The 17,858-nt window shown below is 76.8% G+C and carries 15 protein-coding genes; 3 read left to right on the top strand and 12 right to left on the bottom strand.

Going from position 1 to position 17,858, the window contains the following annotated elements; genetic code table 11:
• Positions 1-4: 4 nt before the first annotated feature.
• From ACI6QG_RS05245 to ACI6QG_RS05190, 12 genes are all read right to left on the bottom strand, one after another.
• Entirely contained in the window at positions 5-1,018 is a 1,014-nt protein-coding gene (locus tag ACI6QG_RS05245) for a Gfo/Idh/MocA family protein (protein ID WP_407023517.1), read from the bottom strand.
• Positions 1,018-2,070, bottom strand: coding sequence for a class I SAM-dependent methyltransferase (locus tag ACI6QG_RS05240; protein WP_407023516.1), 1,053 nt, complete (start codon positions 2,068-2,070; stop codon positions 1,018-1,020). The genes ACI6QG_RS05245 and ACI6QG_RS05240 overlap by 1 nt, the downstream gene beginning before the upstream one ends.
• The gene (locus ACI6QG_RS05235) at positions 2,067-2,954 is read right to left on the bottom strand and encodes a hypothetical protein (protein ID WP_407023515.1); all 888 of its coding nucleotides are present in this window, start codon (positions 2,952-2,954) and stop codon (positions 2,067-2,069) included. Before ACI6QG_RS05235 ends, ACI6QG_RS05240 begins: the two co-directional genes overlap by 4 nt.
• Complete coding sequence (locus tag ACI6QG_RS05230; RefSeq protein ID WP_407023733.1) at positions 2,951-4,165, bottom strand: inositol-3-phosphate synthase; 1,215 nt, start codon at positions 4,163-4,165, stop codon at positions 2,951-2,953. The genes ACI6QG_RS05235 and ACI6QG_RS05230 overlap by 4 nt, the downstream gene beginning before the upstream one ends.
• 82 nt (positions 4,166-4,247) lie before the next feature.
• The gene (locus ACI6QG_RS05225) at positions 4,248-5,504 is read right to left on the bottom strand and encodes an MFS transporter (protein ID WP_407023514.1); all 1,257 of its coding nucleotides are present in this window, start codon (positions 5,502-5,504) and stop codon (positions 4,248-4,250) included.
• Positions 5,501-7,048: a glycosyltransferase family 2 protein gene (locus ACI6QG_RS05220; protein WP_407023513.1), complete on the bottom strand. Its 1,548-nt coding sequence runs from the start codon at positions 7,046-7,048 to the stop codon at positions 5,501-5,503. Before ACI6QG_RS05220 ends, ACI6QG_RS05225 begins: the two co-directional genes overlap by 4 nt.
• Positions 7,049-7,116: 68 nt before the next feature.
• Positions 7,117-7,638, bottom strand: coding sequence for an NADH-quinone oxidoreductase subunit B family protein (locus ACI6QG_RS05215; RefSeq protein ID WP_407023512.1), 522 nt, complete (start codon positions 7,636-7,638; stop codon positions 7,117-7,119).
• Complete coding sequence (locus tag ACI6QG_RS05210; protein WP_407023511.1) at positions 7,639-9,033, bottom strand: hydrogenase large subunit; 1,395 nt, start codon at positions 9,031-9,033, stop codon at positions 7,639-7,641.
• A complete protein-coding gene (locus ACI6QG_RS05205) occupies positions 9,030-10,439 on the bottom strand; it encodes a proton-conducting transporter transmembrane domain-containing protein (RefSeq protein ID WP_407023510.1) in 1,410 nt (469 codons plus the stop codon). Before ACI6QG_RS05205 ends, ACI6QG_RS05210 begins: the two co-directional genes overlap by 4 nt.
• 4 nt (positions 10,440-10,443) lie before the next feature.
• Positions 10,444-11,091 (bottom strand): hydrogenase-4 component E, encoded by a 648-nt coding sequence (locus tag ACI6QG_RS05200; protein ID WP_407023509.1) that lies wholly within the window; start codon positions 11,089-11,091, stop codon positions 10,444-10,446.
• 58 nt (positions 11,092-11,149) lie between these two features.
• A complete protein-coding gene (locus tag ACI6QG_RS05195; protein WP_407023508.1) occupies positions 11,150-12,103 on the bottom strand; it encodes a respiratory chain complex I subunit 1 family protein in 954 nt (317 codons plus the stop codon).
• The gene (locus ACI6QG_RS05190) at positions 12,100-14,004 is read right to left on the bottom strand and encodes a proton-conducting transporter transmembrane domain-containing protein (protein ID WP_407023507.1); all 1,905 of its coding nucleotides are present in this window, start codon (positions 14,002-14,004) and stop codon (positions 12,100-12,102) included. The genes ACI6QG_RS05195 and ACI6QG_RS05190 overlap by 4 nt, the downstream gene beginning before the upstream one ends.
• Positions 14,005-14,153: 149 nt before the next feature.
• On the opposite strand from ACI6QG_RS05190, the gene ACI6QG_RS05185 reads away from it, so the two are divergent.
• The 3 genes from ACI6QG_RS05185 to ACI6QG_RS05175 are packed head-to-tail and all read left to right on the top strand — an operon-like array spanning position 14,154 to position 17,278.
• Positions 14,154-15,257: a TRAP transporter substrate-binding protein gene (locus ACI6QG_RS05185; protein ID WP_407023506.1), complete on the top strand. Its 1,104-nt coding sequence runs from the start codon at positions 14,154-14,156 to the stop codon at positions 15,255-15,257.
• Positions 15,258-15,317: 60 nt separating this feature from the next.
• Complete coding sequence (locus ACI6QG_RS05180) at positions 15,318-15,866, top strand: TRAP transporter small permease subunit (protein WP_407023505.1); 549 nt, start codon at positions 15,318-15,320, stop codon at positions 15,864-15,866.
• A gap of 14 nt (positions 15,867-15,880) precedes the next feature.
• Positions 15,881-17,278, top strand: a complete 1,398-nt coding sequence (locus tag ACI6QG_RS05175) for a TRAP transporter large permease (protein WP_407023504.1) — start codon at positions 15,881-15,883, stop codon at positions 17,276-17,278.
• Positions 17,279-17,858 lie beyond the last annotated feature (580 nt).

The raw sequence follows: 17,858 nt of genomic DNA, 5'->3' as shown, positions 1-17,858 counted from the left end.
GGCATCATCGCCCGAGGGCGCTCCGGTAGGCCTGGTCGAGCAGGCGCATGGTGTGCAGGTCCCGCTCCAGGTCGAAGGCGGGGTCGGGGCGGCCGGCGGCGTGGCGGGCGAAGGCGGCCATCTGCCGGGCGAAGGGGCTCTCCTCCGCGCCGGGCACCGCGATCTCGCGGCGCAGGCCCAGCCGGGCGTCGGTGAACCACAGCCGCCCGCCGGGGGACTGGCCCATGCTGCGCTCGGCCACCAGCTGGCCGCGGGTGCCCAGCACCTCCAGCCGGCGGCGCGGCAGCGCCTCGGGGCAGTTGTAGGCGACGTGCAGCTGCGCCAGCACGCCCGATGGCGTGCGGCCGATCAGCAGCGCGCCGTCATCCACCGCGTAGTCCTGCACGCGGTTCTGGGTGAAGGCGCGCACCTCGGCCAGGCTCTCGCCCAGCAGGTGATCCACCAGGTCCAGCCCGTGCGGCGCCAGGTCCATCAGCGCGCCGCCGCCGGCGCGGCAGGGGTCGGCGCGCCAGTTGTCGGCGGCCCAGCCGGCGGGCACCCAGCAGGCATAGGCGATGCGGATGGCGGTGACGCTGCCCAGCATCCCCGCCGCGATGGCCTCGCGCATCCAGGCGTGCAGCGGGTGGTGGCGCTGGTCGAAGGCGCAGCCCCAGGGGGTGCCGGCGCGGCGCACGGCGTCGGCCATCGCCTCGGCGTCGGCCAGCGTGGCGGCCATCGGCTTCTCGCACAGCACGGGGATGCCGGCGGCGGCGGCCTGCTCCACCGCGGCGCGGTGCAGGTGGTTGGGCGTGGCGACGTAGAGGGCGCGCAGCCCCGGCTCGCGCAGCAGCGCGTCCAGGGCGGCATGGGCGCGCGCCCCCAGCGCCTGGGCGCCGCGCCGCGCGGCGGGCGAGGGGTCGGCCACGCCCAGCAGCCGGCCGCCGGCCGCCAGCAGCCCCGGCACCGCGTAGTCGCGCGCCACCCAGCCGAAGCCCGCCACGCCCCAGCTGCACGCGGCCACCCCCCCGCCGTCGGGCATCACCAGCGCTCCGGCAGGTCGAGCAGCTCGCGCCGCCGCGCCTGCGCCTCGGTGGCCGGGGCCAGCGCGGCGCGGGCGGGGGCGTCGCTGCGCGGCGGGTAGGTGGCGCGCGGCCCGTATTCGCGTTCGTAGCGCGGCGAGGGCCAGGCCAGCGCGCCGTCCGCGCCATACAGCGGGTTGCGGCGCAGCGGGGTGCCCGGCGCCGGCAGGCCGTGCACCGCCCGGGGCGGGCCCGCCCCCTCCACCAGCGAGAACGCCTCCACCCCCGCCAGCGCCGCCACCGGCTGCGGCACCGGGGCGCGGCCCTCGGCCAGGGCGCGGGTCAGCTCGGCGTCGTCATAGGCCTGGGCGGCGGGGAACATCGCCGCCACCTCGGCCGCCGCCATGGCGCTGCCGGCGGACAGGTTGGGCCAGTCGCGGTTGTGGATGTGCGACAGCGCCAGCGTGCCGCCCAGGGCGCGCAGCTTCTCCAGGATGGGGGCCTTGGGCTCCAGGAAGTAGAAGGCGTCGTGGCAGGCCACCAGCTCGAAGCGGCCCAGTTCCGGCCAGGGCTGGGCGGCGTCCAGGCAGAACAGGCTGGCGCCCGGCACCACCCAGTGCCGCGCCACCCACAGCTTGGCGAACACCACGTCCGCCCCCGCCACCCGCGCGCCGCGCGCGGCGTGCCAGCGCAGGTGGTGGCCGATGCCGCAGGCGAGCTCGAACACCGTGGCGGGCGCCGGGCAATGCGCCTCGGTCAGCGCCAGCCCGGCCAGGAAGGTGGGGTCGGACCAGCGATGGGCGAAGTAGTCCGCCACCGGCCCCCAGGACAGCAGCGCCATCGCCTCGCGCAGGGACAGCGCGTCGCGGCGGCGCACCAGCTCGCGCAGGGCGGCGGGCTCGGCGCGCGGGCCGGTCCACCAGTCGTCCTGGTCGGCCAGCAGCAGCACCAGGGCGCCTTCCTCGTCGCCCCGCTCCTGGAGGGCCAGGGCCTCGGCGGCCAGCGCCTCGCGCCCCGCGCGCAGGAAGGGGATGCCGTCGAGGACCGGCGCCAGGACGGGCGCGCCCGTCACGCCGCCAGCCCCACCTCGCGCAGCAGCCCTTCCTGGAAGGGGCGCACGGGGCCGTCATGCACCAGCTCCATCTCGCGCAGCAGGAAGCCGATGGTGGTGCCGGCGGCGCGCAGGTGGTGCTCCATCTGCAGCACGCGGTCCAGCGTGTCGGCGGCGTGGAAGGCGCGGCCCTCGGCGCTGGCGGCGTCGGGCAGGATGGCGCGGGCCTGCACGGTTGCGGCGCGCAGGGCGTCAGGCAGCTCCGCCAGGGCCTGGGTGGTGGCGCTCTCCATCGCCGGCTCCAGCCAGCGGCCCAGCAGGGTCTCGCCGGCGAAGCCGCTGTCGGGCAGCAGGGCGTTGTGCAGGTGGTGCGCCAGCGCGGCCAGGAACACGGTGGCGGGCGCCGCTCCCCAGCAGGGCGAGAGCACCACGCCGGCCACCGCGGTGACCAGGCAGTGCTCGGCGTGGTCCTCCGGCGGCTCGAACATCAGGCGGCCGCGGCCGGGGCAGGTGGCGCCGGCGCGCGGCTGCGCCGCCAGCCGCGCCACGAAGGGCGGCGGCGCGTTTTGGGCCAGCGCGGGCGGCGCGGCCAGCCAGCCGCGCAGCGCCGGGTCCAGCGGGCCGGACACCTCGGCCACCGCGGCGCGCAGGATGGCCTGCGCCTCCGCCCCGGGGATGCCCACCGCCGCCATCGCCGCCGCGTCGAGGTCGCCCAGGCGGGCGGCGGCCAGGGCGGCGGCGGTGGTGGCGCGGGCCACTTCCTCCACCCCCTGCCCCGCCGCCAGCGCGCCCCAGGCGGCGGCGAACAGCCGCTGCGCGACCGAGCCCGCGCGCCCGGCCGAGCGGACGCGCTTCAGGTCCCCCAGCTCGCGCACCAGGGGCAGCAGGTCGGCCGGCCGGCTCATTCGGCGGCGGCGGACCGGGGGGCGCCGCGGTGCAGCCACTCGTGCAGCATGCGCTCCTGCGCGGGGAAGGCGTGCTCGGGCGCGCGGCCCTCGCGCGTCTGCGGCGCCTTGAAGAACAGGCTCAGCTGCTCCTGCGCGCCGGCCTCGCCGCGCTGCTGCGCCAGGTCCAGCACGCGGGCGATCTCGATGGCCAGCGGCGCGGCCAGCACGCTGTCCTTGCACAGGAAGTTGACCTTGATCTGCATCCGCTGGCCGAGGAAGCCCGTGACGTCGATGTTGTCCCACGCCTCCTTGTCGTCGCCGCGCGGGCGGTAGTAGCGGATGTCCACGATGTGGTCCTCCACCGGGTAACCCAGGATGGAGTCGAGCACGCTGCCCTTGGTGTCCAGCTTGGATTGCAGCGAGGCCGGGTCGCGCAGCGCCTCGCCGTCGCGGTTGCCCAGGATGTTGGTGGAGAACCAGCCATCCACGTGCAGCGCCCGCGCCCGCAGCGCCGGGGCCAGCACGGTCTTCATCAGGGTCTGGCCGGTCTTGCCGTCCTTGCCCGCCACCGGCACGCCGCGCTCCAGCGCCAGCTCGGCCAGGGCCGGCACCTCGGCGGCGCAGGAGGGGGTGAAGTTGCCGTAGGGCACGCCCGCGGTGATGGCGGCGTAGGCGTAGAGCATGGCCGGGCCGATGGCGGCGTCGTCGGCGTCCAGCGCGCGCTCGAACGCCGCGGGCGAGCGCAGGGCCGGGCTGTCGCTCGCCGTGCGCTCGGTGGAGGCGAGGTTGACCATCACCAGCCCGTCGAAGCCGTTCTCCTCGCGGAAGCGCTGGAGGTCGGCCTGGATGGCGGCGATGGCGGCGCGGTGGCCGGGGGCGGCGTTGAGGTTGCGCCCCTCGATGTTGCGGCAGAAGTCGCGGCTGGCCACGGCCTTCCACGGCTGCCGCCCGCCCACCTCCTCGCCCAGCATCGCCAGCTGCTCGGGCCGCAGCACGCCGTGCTCGGCGGCGGCGGCGGCCAGGGTCTGGGCGTTGAGGTCCCAGCCATCCAGCTGCAGGTCCTCGTAGGCGGCGAGGCCGGGCACCGCCACGTTCGCCAGCGGCAGCCCGTCCATGCGGTTGCTGCCCCGGCGCAGCATCTCCAGCCCGGCCGCCGCAGTGGTGGCGACGGCGCCCCCTGCCCCGACGATGGCGACCCCAACGCGGCGGCGTGGCGAAACATTCAGCATGGCGGGCACGGTCCTCCGGTGATGCCGCAGGAACGGTCCCGGTCAGGCAAGGTTGTCGGCGGCCGGCGGCGGCGGCGCAGATTTATTCTCCCGCCTGGACCCTTGCGGATTCCAGCTTCCGCAACATGGGCCGCGCCAGCACCGCCCCGGCCAGCAGCACGAGGCCGGCCAGCGCGGCGGTGCCGGCCAGCCCCAGCAGCCCAGCGACCGGCGCCCCGGCGGCCGAGCCGGCGACGTCCCCTGCGTTCAGCGCCGCCATGTAGAGGGCGAAGCGCGAGGCCGCGACCGGCCCGGCGGCGGCGCGCATCACCGCCGGGGCCAGCGCCACGAAGGCCAGGGCGGAGGTGACGGTGGACAGGCCCAGCGCCAGCGGCCCCGCCCCCAGCCCCGCCCACAGCAGGGCGGCCGCCAGCGCGTGCGCCGCCGCCGCCGCCCCCAGCAGCAGCGGCAGGCTGCGCGCCGCGCCGGCGCGGTCGGTCCACCAGCCCACCGCCAGCGCGCCCAGCGTGCCGGCCCCCAGCGCCAGCGCCCCCTGCGCGGCCGACAGCGCCGGCGCGCTCCAGCCTTCCTCCTGCAGCAGGAACACCCCCAGCGGCACGCGGAACATCGCGCTGGCGAAGTCCTGCGCGGCGCAGAACAGCAGCAGCGCCAGGCTGGCCGGGCGCGCTGCCTCCCGGCCCAGCGCGGCCAGCAGGGGCCGCAGCCCGGGCGCCGCGGCGTGGCCCCGTGCTGGGGGCGTGCCGTTCCCCGCCGCCTCGCGCAGCAGCAGCGGCGCCGACCCCAGCGCGGCGCCCGCCGCCAGCAGGGCCGCGGCGGCGCCCGCCACCCCCACCGCCGGCAGCAGCAGGGCGAAGCCGGCCGCCCCGGCCGCGGTGCCGCCGGCGAAGCCGGTGCGGGTCAGCGCGGTGACGGTGCCCAGCGCGCCGGGCGGCACGCGGTCGATGATCCAGGCGTCGGCGGCGGTGTCCAGCAGGCAGGCGCAGGCGCCGTGCGCCAGCACCAGCGGCGCCAGCGCCGCCAGGCTGCCCGGCGCGGGCCCGGCCAGCAGCGGCACCAGCGCCGCCAGCGCCCCGGCCTGCGCCGCCAGCACCCAGGGCCGCCGCCGCCCCAGGCGCGAGCCGCCGAAGCGGTCCACCACCGGCCCCCACAGCGGCTGCAGCGCCCAGGGCAGGCCCAGCAGGGCCAGGTGCGCCCCCACCTGCGCCGCCGAGGCCAGGCCCAGCGCGGCGAAGTGGTTGGGCAGCGCCACCCCCAGCAGCCCCGCCGCCAGCCCCTGGTAGCCGTAGATGGCCAGCACCAGCGCCGCCCGGCGGCGCGGCGTGTCGGCGGCCCGCGTCACCGCGGCCGCGAGGACAGCACGCAGAACGGCACCGCCAGCACCAGCCCGGCCAGGGCGGGCAGGGCGGCCAGCGCAGCGAAGGGGGTGGCCCAGGCCAGCAGGGCGGCCAGCATCGCCACGCCGGCCAGGCTGTGCGGCCACAGCCGCCGCGCCGCCGCGCCCCAGCCGATGCCGCCGCCGTCGCGCCGCTGCGCCGGCCAGCCGGGGCGGCGGCAGCCCAGGGCGTGGGCCAGCACCGTCCAGCTCTTGTCCAGCGCCATCACGGCCTCCAGCAGCAGCAGGAACAGGCTCTCGGCCGCCGCCGCGCCCAGGGCGGGCCAGCCGCGCCGCCGCACCTGCCGCGCGTGCCCGCCCAGGCGCGGCAGGTGCAGCGCGGCGTAGGACAGCGCCACCCAGCCCAGCAGCAGCGCGCGCGGCGTGCCCTCTGCCCCGCCGGAGACGGCGTTGAGCACCGCCAGCGGCAGCAGCGCGAACCAGGCCGGGGCCAGCAGGTAGTGCGCCATCGCCTGCGCCATCTGGAACCGCCCGAGCCGCGACAGCCGGCGGTCGCGCAGCAGGAAGCGGTATTGCATGTTGCCCGCGGCCCAGCGCCGGTCGCGGTCCAGGAAGGCGGGCAGGTCGGGCGGGTGGCCCTCCCAGGAGCCGTCCTCCACCGGCATCACCCGCACCTCCCACCCCGCGCGGTGCAGGCGCGCCGCCTCCACGAAGTCGTGCGACAGGATGTGCGCGCCGTCCGGCAGGGGCTCCAGCCGGGCATGGGTGCGGAAGGGGGCGATGCGCAGCAGGGCGTTGTGGCCCCAGAAGGCGCCCTGCGGCCCCTGCCACCAGGCCTGCCCGGCGGCCCAGACCCGCGCCCCCGGGGCGTGGCCCAGCCCGAACCAGTGGGCGAAGCGCGTGCGCGCGCCCTGCCCGGCGATGGTGGCCTGCAGGATGGCCAGGCGCGGGCTGGCGTGCATGCGCCGCACCATGGCCGCCACCAGCGCGGGGTCCATGGCGCTGTCGGCGTCCAGCAGCAGCAGGAAGGCGTGGCCCTCCGCGTGGTGGTCCAGGAAGTCCATGAGGTTGCCGGCCTTCCAGCCGGTGTTGGCGGCGCGGCGGCGGTGGCGCACCACGCCCGGCGGCAGGCCGGCGGCGAAGGCGCGCACCGCCGCGTCCTCCGCCGCCGCGCGCGCGGGGTCCGTGGTGTCGGACAGCAGCGCCACCGTCGCCGGCACCTCCAGGGCGCGCCACAGCGCGCCCAGCCGCGGCAGGATCTCCTCCATCGCCTCGTCGCGCAGGCAGACGGCCAGCAGGGTGGCCGGCGGCGGCCCGGGCGGCGGCAGGGGCGACGGGTCGGGGCGCGCCAGCAGGCCGGCCAGCCCGGTGGCGCCGGCCAGGGCCAGCCAGGGCAGGTTCAGCAGGTAGAGCAGCAGGATGGCCACCTCCCAGGCGCTCCAGCCGCCGAGGGCCAGCACGGCGACGGCCAGCCCGCCCAGCCCCGCCGCCAGCACCAGCGCCAGCGCGGCGAAGCGCCGGCGCCGCGCCCCGGTGCGGCGGGCGGACATGATGGGAGGGTCGGGTTGCATGCGCCCTCAACGGCGCAGGGGCGCCGCGGCTGCCCCGGCCCTGCGCCTCAGCCGTTCGCCTCGACCAGGGCGGCCAGCGCCTCCAGGATCTGCGCCGGGCCGGGCGGGCAGCCGGGCACCAGCAAGTCGGGCTGCAAGGCGGCGCCCACCCCGCCCTCCACCGCGTAGGAGCCGCGGAACACCCCGCCATCCACCGCGCAATCGCCCAGCGCCACCACGAAGCAGGGCTCGGGCGTCGCGGCGCGGGCGCGCTCCAGCGCCACGCGCATGTTGCGCGTCAGCGGCCCGGTCACCAGCAGCAGGTCGGCGTGGCGGGGCGAGGCGACGAAGCGCAGCCCCAGGCGCTCCAGGTCGTGCACCACGTTCTGGGTGGCGTTCACCTCCAGCTCGCAGCCGTTGCAGGAACCGGCATCCACGTGCCGGATGGCGAGGGAGCGGCCGAGGCGGCGGGTGGCGGCGGCGTCCAGCCGCGCCTTCAGCGCCGCCACCAGCTCCGGTGCCGGATGCGGCGTGGGGTCGGTGGCGGGGCGCGACAGCAGGTTCCGCGCGAGCCGGGGCCAGAGCGCCATCTAGAGGTCCACCCCCGAATAGGAGCCGTTGATGCTTTTGTTGATCAGCGGGAAGTCGGCCAGGATGTTGCCGATCACCGCCGCCTCCAGCAGCGGCCAGTGCAGCCAGGAGGGGTCGCGCAGGAAGGCGGCCTCCACCAGCCCGCCCTCGTCCAGCCGCAGCCAGGCCAGGCACTCGCCGCGGAAGGATTCCGCCAGCGCCAGCCCCTCGCCGCCGCGCGGCGGCAGCGGCGTGGCCAGCGGCCCCTCGGGCAGGGCGTGCAGCAGCGCGTCCAGCAGCCCGAGCGACTGCCCGGCCTCGGCGTGGCGCTGGCGCCAGCGCGCCTCCACGTCGCCGGCCGTCTGGGTGGGCAGGGCCATCGGGCCGTCCAGCAGCCGCGCGTCGAAGCGCCGGCCGGAGGCGCGGCCCACCACCCCGCCCGGGGCGTAGGCCGCCACCAGCGCGGGCGGGATGCTCCCGGTGCCGTGCAGCCGGTCCAGCAGGGAGGCGTGGGAATCCAGCATCGCGCCCAGCCGCGGCAGGCCGGCGCGCACCGCCGCCAGCGCCCCGCGCAGCGCGGCGACGCCGTCCTCGGCCAGGTCCTGCGCCACGCCGCCCGGCGTCACCCGGTCCATCATCAGGCGGTGGCCGAAGGCGGCGGCCTGGGCGCGCAGCAGCCCCTCGCGCAGGCGCCCGGCCTCGGCGTGCAGGGCGCCGAAGGCGGCGTCGTTGGCGATGAAGCCCAGGTCGTTCAGGTGGTTGTGCAGCCGCTCCAGCTCCAGCATGGCGCGGCGGATGGCCTCGGCGCGCGGCGGCGGCGCGGCGCCGGAGGCGGCCTCGGCGGCGCGGGCAAAGGCCAGGGAATGCGCCACCGTGGCGTCGCCCGACAGCCGGGCGGCGAAGCGCATGGCCGCGCGCGGGGACTTGCCCTGCATCAGCGCCAGGATGCCCTTGTGCGTGTAGCCCAGCCGCGCCTCCAGCCGCACCACCACCTCGCCCTGCACGGTGAAGCGGAAGTGGCCGGGCTCGATGACGCCGGCATGGATGGGGCCGACCGGCACCTCGTGCAGCCCCTCGCCCGCCACCGGCAGGAAGGCCGGCCATTCCTGCCGCGGCGAGTGGCGGGCGGCGGCGCCGGACATCGGGGCGCGCACCGGCCACAGCCCGTGGTCCAGCCAGGGGCGGCCATCGGTGCCGCCCTCGGCCTCCAGGCCCCAGAGGTCGGCGATGGCGCGCTCGAACCAGGCCGCCGCCGGGTGGCGGGGCGACAGGGCAGGGAAGCGGCCGCCGGGCGCGGCGACGCTGGCGCGGGTGATGGCCAGGGTGGCAGGGTCCAGCCAGGCGGCGTGGGCACGGCCGGGCTCGGCCCACAGCGCCAGCAGGTCCAGCCCCGCGCTGTCGGGCCAGGCGGTCATGGCAGCACCGCGGCGGCGTCGCGCAGCAGGGCGGCCAGCGGCGCCGGCAGGGCCAGGCCCAGCACCGCCGCCAGCGCCAGCTGCGCCCAGAGCGGGCCCAGCGCCGCCGCGCCGGCCGGGCGCGCCGGCAGGGAGGGCGCGCCGAAGCACAGCCGCCCCAGGGCCGCCAGCACCGCCAGCGCTGCCAGGAACAGCCCCGGCAGGAAGGCGGCGAGCAGCCAGGGCGCCTCCCGCCCCGCGGTGGCGGCCATCAGGAATTCGGAGGCCAGCAGGGCGAAGGGCGGCAGCCCGGCCAGCCCCGCCAGGGCCAGCGCCAGCCCCCAGCCCAGCGCGGGGTGCGAGCGCGCCAGCCCCGAAAGGTCCGCCATGGCCTGCGAGCCGCGGAGCTGCGCGGCGCGGCCGATGGCGAAGAAGGCGGCGGGCTTCAGCAGCGCGTGCCCGCACAGGTGCAGCATCCCGGCCAGCGCCCCGGCCGGCCCGCCCAGCCCGAAGGCGAAGGCGGCCAGCCCCATGTGCTCGATGGAGCTCCAGCCCAGGAAGCGCTTGGCGTCCCGCCGCCGCCACAGCGACAGCGCCGCCAGCCCCAGCGAGAGCAGCCCCGCCGCCACCAGGAAGGGCCCGGTGGGCAGGGCCGCGGCGTTGCCGCCCAGGATGGCGGCGCCGCGCAGGATGCCCAGCATGGCGGCGTTCAGCAGCAGCCCGGACAGCACGGCGGCGATGGCGGTGGGCCCCTCGGCATGGGCGTCGGGCAGCCAGGAATGCAGCGGCGCCAGCCCGGCCTTGGTGCCGAAGCCCACCAGCAGGAACACGAAGGCGAGCGACAGCAGCCCGGCATCCGCCCGCCCCGCCGCCGCGCGCAGCGCCGCGAAGGAGAGGAGGTCGTGCTGCGGCAGGTGACCCTGCGCCGCCATCGCCAGCAGGATGATGCCCAGCAGCGCCAGCGCGATGCCGATGCCGCACAGGATGAAGAACTTCCACGCCGCCTCCGTCGCCGCCGGGGTGCGGCGCAGCCCCACCATCAGCACGCAGAGCAGGGTGGCGGCCTCGATGGCCACCCACATCAGGCCCAGGTTGTCGCTCAGCAGCGCCAGCAGGTTGGCGGCGCAGAAGCCCTGGAAGGCGGCGTGGTACAGGCGCGACTGCGCGGGCGCGAAGCCCTCCTCCCCCACGTCGCCGGCCGAGAACACGGCGGTGGAGAGCCCGACCACCGCGGCCACCAGCACCAGCGGCGCGTTCAGCGCGTCCAGCCGCAGCCAGCCCTCGCCGCCCGGCCCCTGCCAGGCCAGCGCCGCCGCGAGGAGGAGCGTGAGGGCCGAGGCCAGGATGTTCAGCGCCGGCGCCCGCGCCGGCCACGCCGCGAGGAGCAGGGCGGCGCCGGCCGGCAGCAGCACGAGGAGCGGCGCCATCGCCCTAGCGCCCCCGGTGCGGGTCGAGCAGGGCGGTGTCCTGCCCCTGCATGCCGCGCGCCAGCACCCCGGCCAGCAGCGCCATCGTCAGCACCAGCCCGGCGGTGGAGATCTCCAGCACGAAGGGCATGCCGGCGACGCCCACGGCGGCCAGCACCACGCCGTTCTCCAGCGCCATCAGCCCCGCCACCTGGGACAGCGCCAGCCGCCGCGTGCCCATCAGCAGCAGCGCCAGCAGCACCAGCGAGAGCGCCACCGCCAGGTCCATCCGCAGCAGGGCGCGCGCCCCGGCGGTGATGGGCAGCGCCACCAGCAGCGCCAGCGCCACCAGCGCGAAGGCCAGCGCCAGCGAGGCCGCCACCGGCGCGGCCTCCGTGCGCGCCGCCGGCGGGGCGGCGCGCAGCAGGCGGTGCAGCACCACGGGGATCGCCACCCCCTTGGCCGCGATGGCGATGACGCCGGTGAGGTAGAGCTGCGGCGCCCCCTGCACCCAGCCCTGCCACAACGCCGCCAGCCCCAGCAGCGCGCCCTGCACGGCCAGCACCGTCACCATCGCCTCCAGCCGCCGCTGCCCCAGCAGGGCGAAGGCGCACAGCAGCATGGCCCCGCCCAGCGCGTGCGCGACGTCGTAGGGAAGCTGGCCGAACTGCATCACGCCCCCGATGGCCGGAACGGCGCGGGCGGCCGCGCGGGGCTGGGCCGGCGGCGCATCACGCCAGCCCGGTCGAGACGAACAGCAGCGCCGCCGCCAGCAGCGCCAGCAGCAGCGCCCCGCCCAGGAACTCGGGCACGCGGAACACGCGCAGCTTGGCGATGGCGGTCTCGAACACCGCCAGCGCGGCGCCCAGCACGGCCAGCTTGGCGGCCCAGGCCAGGGCGCCGCCCGCCCAGCCCAGCGGCCCGGCCCCGGCCGGCGCCATGCCCCAGGGCGCGAACAGCGCCAGCAGCAGCGAGGCCCACAGCAGCAGCTTCAGCGCCGCCTGCGCCTCCCACAGCGCCAGGTGGCGGCCCGAGGCCTCCAGGATCATCGCCTCGTGCACCATGGTCAGCTCCAGGTGGGTGGCGGGGTTGTCCACCGGCAGGCGGGCGTTCTCGGCCAGGGCCACCGCCCCCACCGCCAGCGCCGCCAGCAGCAGGGACACGCGCAGGCCCTGCCCGCCCTCGCGGAACAGGGCGGCGATGGCGTCCAGGTTGGTGCCGCCGGCCAGCACCGCGAGCGACAGGAAGGCCACCAGCAGCGCGGCCTCGGCGAAGAGGGCGAAGGCCATCTCGCGCCCCGCGCCCATGGCGCCGAAGCCGTTGCCGGCGTCCCACCCGGCCAGGGCCAGCGCCACCCGCGCCAGGGCCAGCAGCCCGGCGATGAACACCAGGTCCGACAGGCCCGCCAGCGCCATGCCGCCGGCGAAGCCCGGCACCAGCAGCGCCGCCAGCGCGGTGGCGGCCAGCGCCAGGTAGGGCGCGGCGCGGGTCAGCACCGTCGCGTGCCCGGCCAGCACGGGCTGCTTGCGCCACAGCTTGCGGATGTCGCGCCAGGGCTGGCGGATGGGGGGGCCGCGCCGGCCCAGCAGCCGCGCCTTCACCCAGCGCACCCAGCCCAGCAGCAGCGGCGCGGCCAGCGCCAGCAGCGCGGCATGGATGGCCTGGGCCAGCAGCGCGGCGGTCACGCGAAGCGCTCCAGGGCGGCCAGCAGCGCCAGCAGGGCGCACAGGGCGGCGAAGGCCAGCCACACGAAGCGCCGCAGCGACAGGTCGCGCAGGCGCTCGGCCTCGCGCGCGGCGCGGCGGCGGGCGCGCAGCAGCGGCACCAGCGCGGCGGCGGCGCGGTCATGCGCGGTGACGGCGAAGCGGGCGGGCCGCGCCGCGCCGGGCGGGGCGGGGGCGTGGGCCTCGCGCACCGCCAGCGGCAATGCGCCCAGCATGCGGCGGATGGGCTGCGCCGCGCCGTCCGGCACCGTCTGGGTGCGGACCTCGCCGAAGGGCAGGTGCGGCGGGGGCGGGCCGAAGCCGCAATCCCAGGCCGGGGCCACGACCGGCGCCGCGGGCGAGAGACGGCGCGCCAGCCCCCAGGCCAGCCCGCCCAGCATCCCCAGCAGCAGCAGCGCCGCCAGCGGCGAGACCAGGCCGGTGCCTTCCGGCGCCACCAGCGCCAGCCCCGCCGCCGGCACCGCCGCGCCCGGGCCCAGCGCCAGGCGGATGGCGCCGCCGGCCAGGGCCAGCGCCGGCCCGGCCAGCACCGCCAGCGCCGCCAGCGCCAGGGCCGGCAGCAGCAGGGCGGCGCGGCCCCAGCCGGCGGCGTCGGTGGCGCCGGCGGTGCGCGGCGCGCGCGGGCGGCCCAGGAAGATGGCGCCGAACAGGCGCAGCATGGCCGCCGCCCCCAGCGCCGCCGCCATGGCCGCCGCCGCCAGCGCCGCCACCGCCAGCAACTGGAACGCCATCTCGGCCAGGCGCCAGGATTGCAGCAGCGCCTGCAGCAGCAGCCATTCGGAGGCGAAGCCGGCCAGCGGCGGCAGCGCCGCGGCGGTGGCGGCGGCCAGGCCGAAGCAGGCGGCGGTCACCGGCATCGGCCGCAGCAGCCCGCCCAGGCGGTCCATGTCGCGTGTGCCGGCGGCCTGCGCCACCGCGCCCACGCCCAGGAACAGCACCGTCTTGGCCAGGGCGTGCACCAGCGCGTGCAGCAGCGCCGCCCCCAGCGCCAGCGCCGCCAGCGGCCGCAGGTCGCTGCCGCGGAACAGCAGGCACAGCCCGAGCGCGAGGGTGATCAGGCCCACATGCTCCAGCGTCGAGCACGCCAGCGCCGCCTTGGCGTCGCGCTCCAGGTTGGCGCGGATGGCGCCCCACAGCGCGGTGGCGGCGCCAAGCGCCAGCAGCGGCAGCCCCCACCAGGCGGGCTGCCCCGCCCCCGCGAGGTCCAGCACGCCGCGCATCAGCACGTACAGCGCCACCTTCACCATCGCCGCCGACATCAGCGCCGACAGCGCGGTGGGCGCCGCCGGGTGCGCCACCGGCAGCCAGGCGTGCAGCGGCACCAGCCCCGCCTTGGCCCCCGCCGCCACCAGCAGCAGCGCCCCGAAGGCCAGGGCGCGCCCGCCTTCCGGCGGGGCGGCGCGCAGCGCGGCGAAGGACAGCCCGGCCGGCGCCAGCACCGCCAGCGCCCCCAGCAGCGCCAGCCCCGACAGCATGGCGTAGGCGAGGTAGAGCCGCGCCGCCCGCCGCTGCCCGCCCGCCGCGATGGCCGCCCAGGACAGCAGGGCCATCGCCTCGAAGCCAAGGAACAGCGCCAGCGAATCGGCCGCCGCCAGCGCCAGCGCCATGGCCAGCACGAAGGCCGGCAGCAGCGCCGCCTGCGCGCGCTCCATCGGCGCCTGCGCCGCGAACAGCCCGGCCGGGATGGCGGCGAGGCCGAGCACCAGCAGGAACCAGGCCGACAGCCCGTCCAGCGCCACGGTCAGCGGCGCCCAGGGCGGGCCCAGCGGCAGCGCCGCGGCGCCCGGCCCGGCCGCCAGCGCCGCCAGCGCCAGCGCCGCCCCCAGCGCGGCGGTCCCCCCGCCCATGACCCGGCCCCACATGCCCGCAGCCTAGACCCCGGCCGCACGGGGCGCGAGGGGGCCCGGGTTTACAAAGGGTAAGTTCCGTTTCACCCCCGCCCCGGCTACGCACGCCCGCCCGCCATGCCCCGACCCGGGACTCAGCAAGGCCAGAAGGAACCTCGCCCCAGATGCACCGCCGCCACCTCGCCGGGGGCCTTGCCGCCGCCGGCGCCGCCACGCTCGCCACCCCTGCCCTGGCCCAGGCCCTGCCCGAGATCCGCTGGCGCTGCGCCTCCTCCTTCCCGCGCACGCTGGACACCATCTACGGCGCGGGCGAGCTGATGTGCCGCCGCGTGGCCGAGCTGACGGACAACCGCTTCCGCATCCAGCTCTTCCAGGCGGGCGAGCTGGTGCCGGGCCTGGCCACGGCGGAGGCGGTGCAGAGCGGCACGGTGGAGTGCTCCCACACCGCCTCCTATTACTTCGTCGGCAAGGACCCGACCTTCGCGCTCGACGGCACCATCCCCTTCGGCTTCAACTTCCGCCAGATCAACGCCTGGCTGAACGCCGGCGGCGGGCGCGAGGTGCTGCGCGAGTTCTTCGCCTCCTTCAACATGGTGTCCATCCAGGCGGGCAACACCGGCGCGCAGATGGGCGGCTGGTTCCGGCGCGAGATCCGCTCCGTCGAGGACATGCGCGGGCTGAAGATGCGCATCGGCGGCTTCGCCGGCAACGTGATGGGCAAGCTGGGCGTGGTGCCGCAGCAGATCGCCGGCGGCGACATCTACGCTTCGCTGGAGCGCGGCGTGATCGACGCCGCCGAGTGGATCGGCCCCTACGACGACGAGAAGCTGGGCTTCAACCGCGTGGCGCCCTTCTACTACTACCCGGGCTGGTGGGAGGGCGGGCTGAACCTGTCCATGCTGGTGAACAAGGCGCAGTACGACGCGCTGCCCGCGCACTACAGGCTGGTGCTGGACGTCGCCGGCCGCGACGCCACGCTGGAGACCATCGCCAAGTACGACGCGCTGAACCCGCAGGCGCTGCGCCGGCTGGTGGGCGGCGGCACCCAGCTGCGCCCCTTCCCGCGCCCGGTGCTGGAGGCGAGCTACCGCGCCGCGATGGAGCTGTACGCCGAGACGGCGGCCGCCAACCCCGCCTTCAGGCGGGTGTGGGACCACATGCGCGCCTTCCGCGAGAACCAGATCGCCTGGTTCCGGGTGGCGGAAAGCAACTACGACAGCTTCGTCAACGCCATGCAGGCGGCCGAGCAGGCCGCCGCCCGCCGCTAGCCAACAACCGGGCGGGGCGCTATGCGGCGCCCCGTCTGCTTTCCGAAGGACATCCGGGACATGGGCATGCTGCTGGCCTTCAGCCGGGGCGTCGATTGGGTGAACCACAAGTTCGGCAAGGTCGCCGACTGGTGCATCCTGCTGTCCTGCGCCATCAGCGCGGGCAACGCCTTCATCCGCTACGGCGTCAACTACTCCTCCAACGCCTGGCTGGAGGTGCAGTGGTACCTGTTCGCCGCGGTGGTGATGCTCGGCGCCTCCTACACCCTGTTCCGCAACGAGCACGTGCGGGTGGACCTGGTCTACGGCTCCCTGGGCGAGCGCGGGCGGCTGTGGGTGGACGTGTTCGGCCTCGTCGTGTTCCTGCTGCCGGGCATGGCGCTGCTGGCCTGGATGACCTGGCCCTTCGCGCTGGACAGCCTGGTGCGCAACGAGGGCAGCCCGAACGCCGGCGGCCTGCTGCGCTGGCCGGTGAAGATGCTGCTGCCGCTGGGCTTCGCCCTGCTGGTGCTGCAGGGCCTGTCCGAGCTGATCAAGCGCATCGCCCTGCTGCGCGGGCCCGTGCAGGGCGTGGACGTCGTCACCGAATACCAGCGGCCGGAGCAGTGAGCATGACTCTTGAGATGATGCCGCCGCTGATGTTCGGCGGCCTGGTGGTGTTCCTGCTGATCGGCTTCCCCGTCGCCTTCTCGCTCTGCGCGGTGGGGCTGTTCTTCGGCTTCCTGAGCATCGAGCTGGGCTTCTTCACCAGCGCCTACCTGGGCAACCTGCCGCTGCGCGTCTTCGGCATCCTGTCCAACGACCTGCTGCTGGCCATCCCCTTCTTCACGCTGATGGGCGCCATCCTGGAGCGCTGCGGCCTGGCGGAGGACCTGCTGGAGGGCACGGGGCAGCTGTTCGGCAAGGTGCCCGGCGGGCTGGCCTACGCCGTCATCCTGGTGGGCGCGGTGCTGGGCGCCATCACCGGCACGGTCGCGGCCTCCGTCATCGCCATGGGCATGATCTCGCTGCCCATCATGATGCGCTACGGCTACGACATGCGCATCGCCACCGGCGTCATCGCCGCCTCGGGCACCATCACGCAGGTCATCCCGCCCTCGCTCGTGCTCATCATCCTGGGCGACCAGCTGGGCAAGAGCGTGGGCGACATGTACGCGGGCGCCATCGGGCCGTCCTTCCTGCAGATCCTGCTGTTCCTGGCCTTCATCGCCGTGGTCAGCATCGTGGCGCCCCACAAGGTGCCGCCCCTGCCGCCCGAGGCGCTGGCGCCGCGCGGCTGGCCGCTCTACTGGCGCGTCATCAAGGGCATGGTGCCCTCCATCGTGCTGATCTTCCTGGTGCTGGGCACCATCTTCCTGGGCCTGGCCACGCCCACCGAGGCCGGCGCGATGGGCGCGGTGGGCGCGGTGGTGCTGGCCATCATCAACCGCCGCTTCTCCTGGACGCTGCTGCGCCAGGCGATGGAGAACACCATGCGGATCACCGCCATGGTCATCTTCATCCTGATCGGCGCCACGGTGTTCAGCCTGGTGTTCCAGGGCGTGGACGGCTCGCTGTGGATCGAGCACCTGCTGAGCCACCTGCCAGGCGGGCAGGTCGGCTTCCTGGTGTTCGTGAACATCTTCGTGTTCTTCCTGGCCTTCTTCCTCGACTTCTTCGAGATCGCCTTCATCGTGGTGCCGCTGCTGGCCCCGGTGGCCACCAAGCTGGACATCGACCTCGTCTGGTTCGGCGTGCTGCTGTGCATCAATCTGCAGACCAGCTTCATGCACCCGCCCTTCGGCTTCGCGCTGTTCTACCTGCGCGGCATCGCGCCGAAGGAGGTGAAGACCAGCGACATCTACTGGGGCGCGGTGCCCTGGCTGGGCCTGCAGCTGGTGCTGGTGGCCATCGTCATCTTCTGGCCGGCGAGCGTGACCTATTTCCTCGACAAGGGCACCGGCGTGGACCCCTCGACCGTGCGCATCGAGGTCCCGCTGCCCGACATGCCCGAGGACGACGCGGTCCCGGTGTTCCGGTGAGGCGGAGCCTCACCGGAGTGGTTTTTGTTGGTGCCCTCATCGCCGCCGCCTAAGGCGGCGGCTACGCCGGGCGGCGGGCATCCGCCCGCCTTGGCTTCGGCCCCCTGAAGGGGGCCGGCGCGCGCTGTGCGCGCGCATCCTCCGTGCGCGGTGTTGACCCTGGATGGGCGGCTCCCGCTGGCCGGCCTCGCCTGCGGCGTCGGCCTCTGGGGTTGGGGGTGCGCTCACTCTCTGCGGGACGGCGCGGGCGGGCCGGCCCGCCTGCGGCGTCGGCCTCTGGGGCTGGGGGTGCGCTGACCTTGCACGGTGCGGCGCGGGTGGGCCGGCCGCGCCTGCGGCGCCGGCCTGGGCGGCAGGGTGCGCTGACGGGCAAGGCACCCCCCACATCGCGGTCGCGCCGGGGCTTCTCCCTGGCGCGGAGCAGGCCCCCCAGGACCAGGCACGGCCCGGAGCGCGCAAAGCCGCGCGGCCGCCCCCCAGCCGGCGGCCACACTCAACCGAAACGCGCACCCCCCACCCGGGGCCCCCGCCGCGGGGGGGGGGGGGGGGGGGGGGGGGGGGGGGGGCGGGCGGGCGGGGG

The organism is Sabulicella flocculans, from assembly GCF_045449635.1.
In the GTDB taxonomy this organism is placed as follows: domain Bacteria; phylum Pseudomonadota; class Alphaproteobacteria; order Acetobacterales; family Acetobacteraceae; genus Roseococcus.
This window is presented reverse-complemented; position numbering and strand designations above follow the sequence as displayed.

What these genes read in the sequence shown, in the direction of transcription:
- ACI6QG_RS05245 (WP_407023517.1), bottom strand. Translation starts at nt 1,018, where the DNA reads ATGCCCGACGGCGGGGGGGTGGCCGCGTGCAGCTGGGGCGTGGCGGGC.
- ACI6QG_RS05235 (WP_407023515.1), bottom strand. Translation starts at nt 2,954, where the DNA reads ATGAGCCGGCCGGCCGACCTGCTGCCCCTGGTGCGCGAGCTGGGGGAC.
- ACI6QG_RS05230 (WP_407023733.1), bottom strand. Translation starts at nt 4,165, where the DNA reads ATGCTGAATGTTTCGCCACGCCGCCGCGTTGGGGTCGCCATCGTCGGG.
- ACI6QG_RS05220 (WP_407023513.1), bottom strand. Translation starts at nt 7,048, where the DNA reads ATGTCCGCCCGCCGCACCGGGGCGCGGCGCCGGCGCTTCGCCGCGCTG.
- ACI6QG_RS05215 (WP_407023512.1), bottom strand. Translation starts at nt 7,638, where the DNA reads ATGGCGCTCTGGCCCCGGCTCGCGCGGAACCTGCTGTCGCGCCCCGCC.
- ACI6QG_RS05210 (WP_407023511.1), bottom strand. Translation starts at nt 9,033, where the DNA reads ATGACCGCCTGGCCCGACAGCGCGGGGCTGGACCTGCTGGCGCTGTGG.
- ACI6QG_RS05205 (WP_407023510.1), bottom strand. Translation starts at nt 10,439, where the DNA reads ATGGCGCCGCTCCTCGTGCTGCTGCCGGCCGGCGCCGCCCTGCTCCTC.
- ACI6QG_RS05200 (WP_407023509.1), bottom strand. Translation starts at nt 11,091, where the DNA reads ATGCAGTTCGGCCAGCTTCCCTACGACGTCGCGCACGCGCTGGGCGGG.
- ACI6QG_RS05190 (WP_407023507.1), bottom strand. Translation starts at nt 14,004, where the DNA reads ATGTGGGGCCGGGTCATGGGCGGGGGGACCGCCGCGCTGGGGGCGGCG.
- ACI6QG_RS05185 (WP_407023506.1), top strand. Translation starts at nt 14,154, where the DNA reads ATGCACCGCCGCCACCTCGCCGGGGGCCTTGCCGCCGCCGGCGCCGCC.
- ACI6QG_RS05180 (WP_407023505.1), top strand. Translation starts at nt 15,318, where the DNA reads ATGGGCATGCTGCTGGCCTTCAGCCGGGGCGTCGATTGGGTGAACCAC.
- ACI6QG_RS05175 (WP_407023504.1), top strand. Translation starts at nt 15,881, where the DNA reads ATGATGCCGCCGCTGATGTTCGGCGGCCTGGTGGTGTTCCTGCTGATC.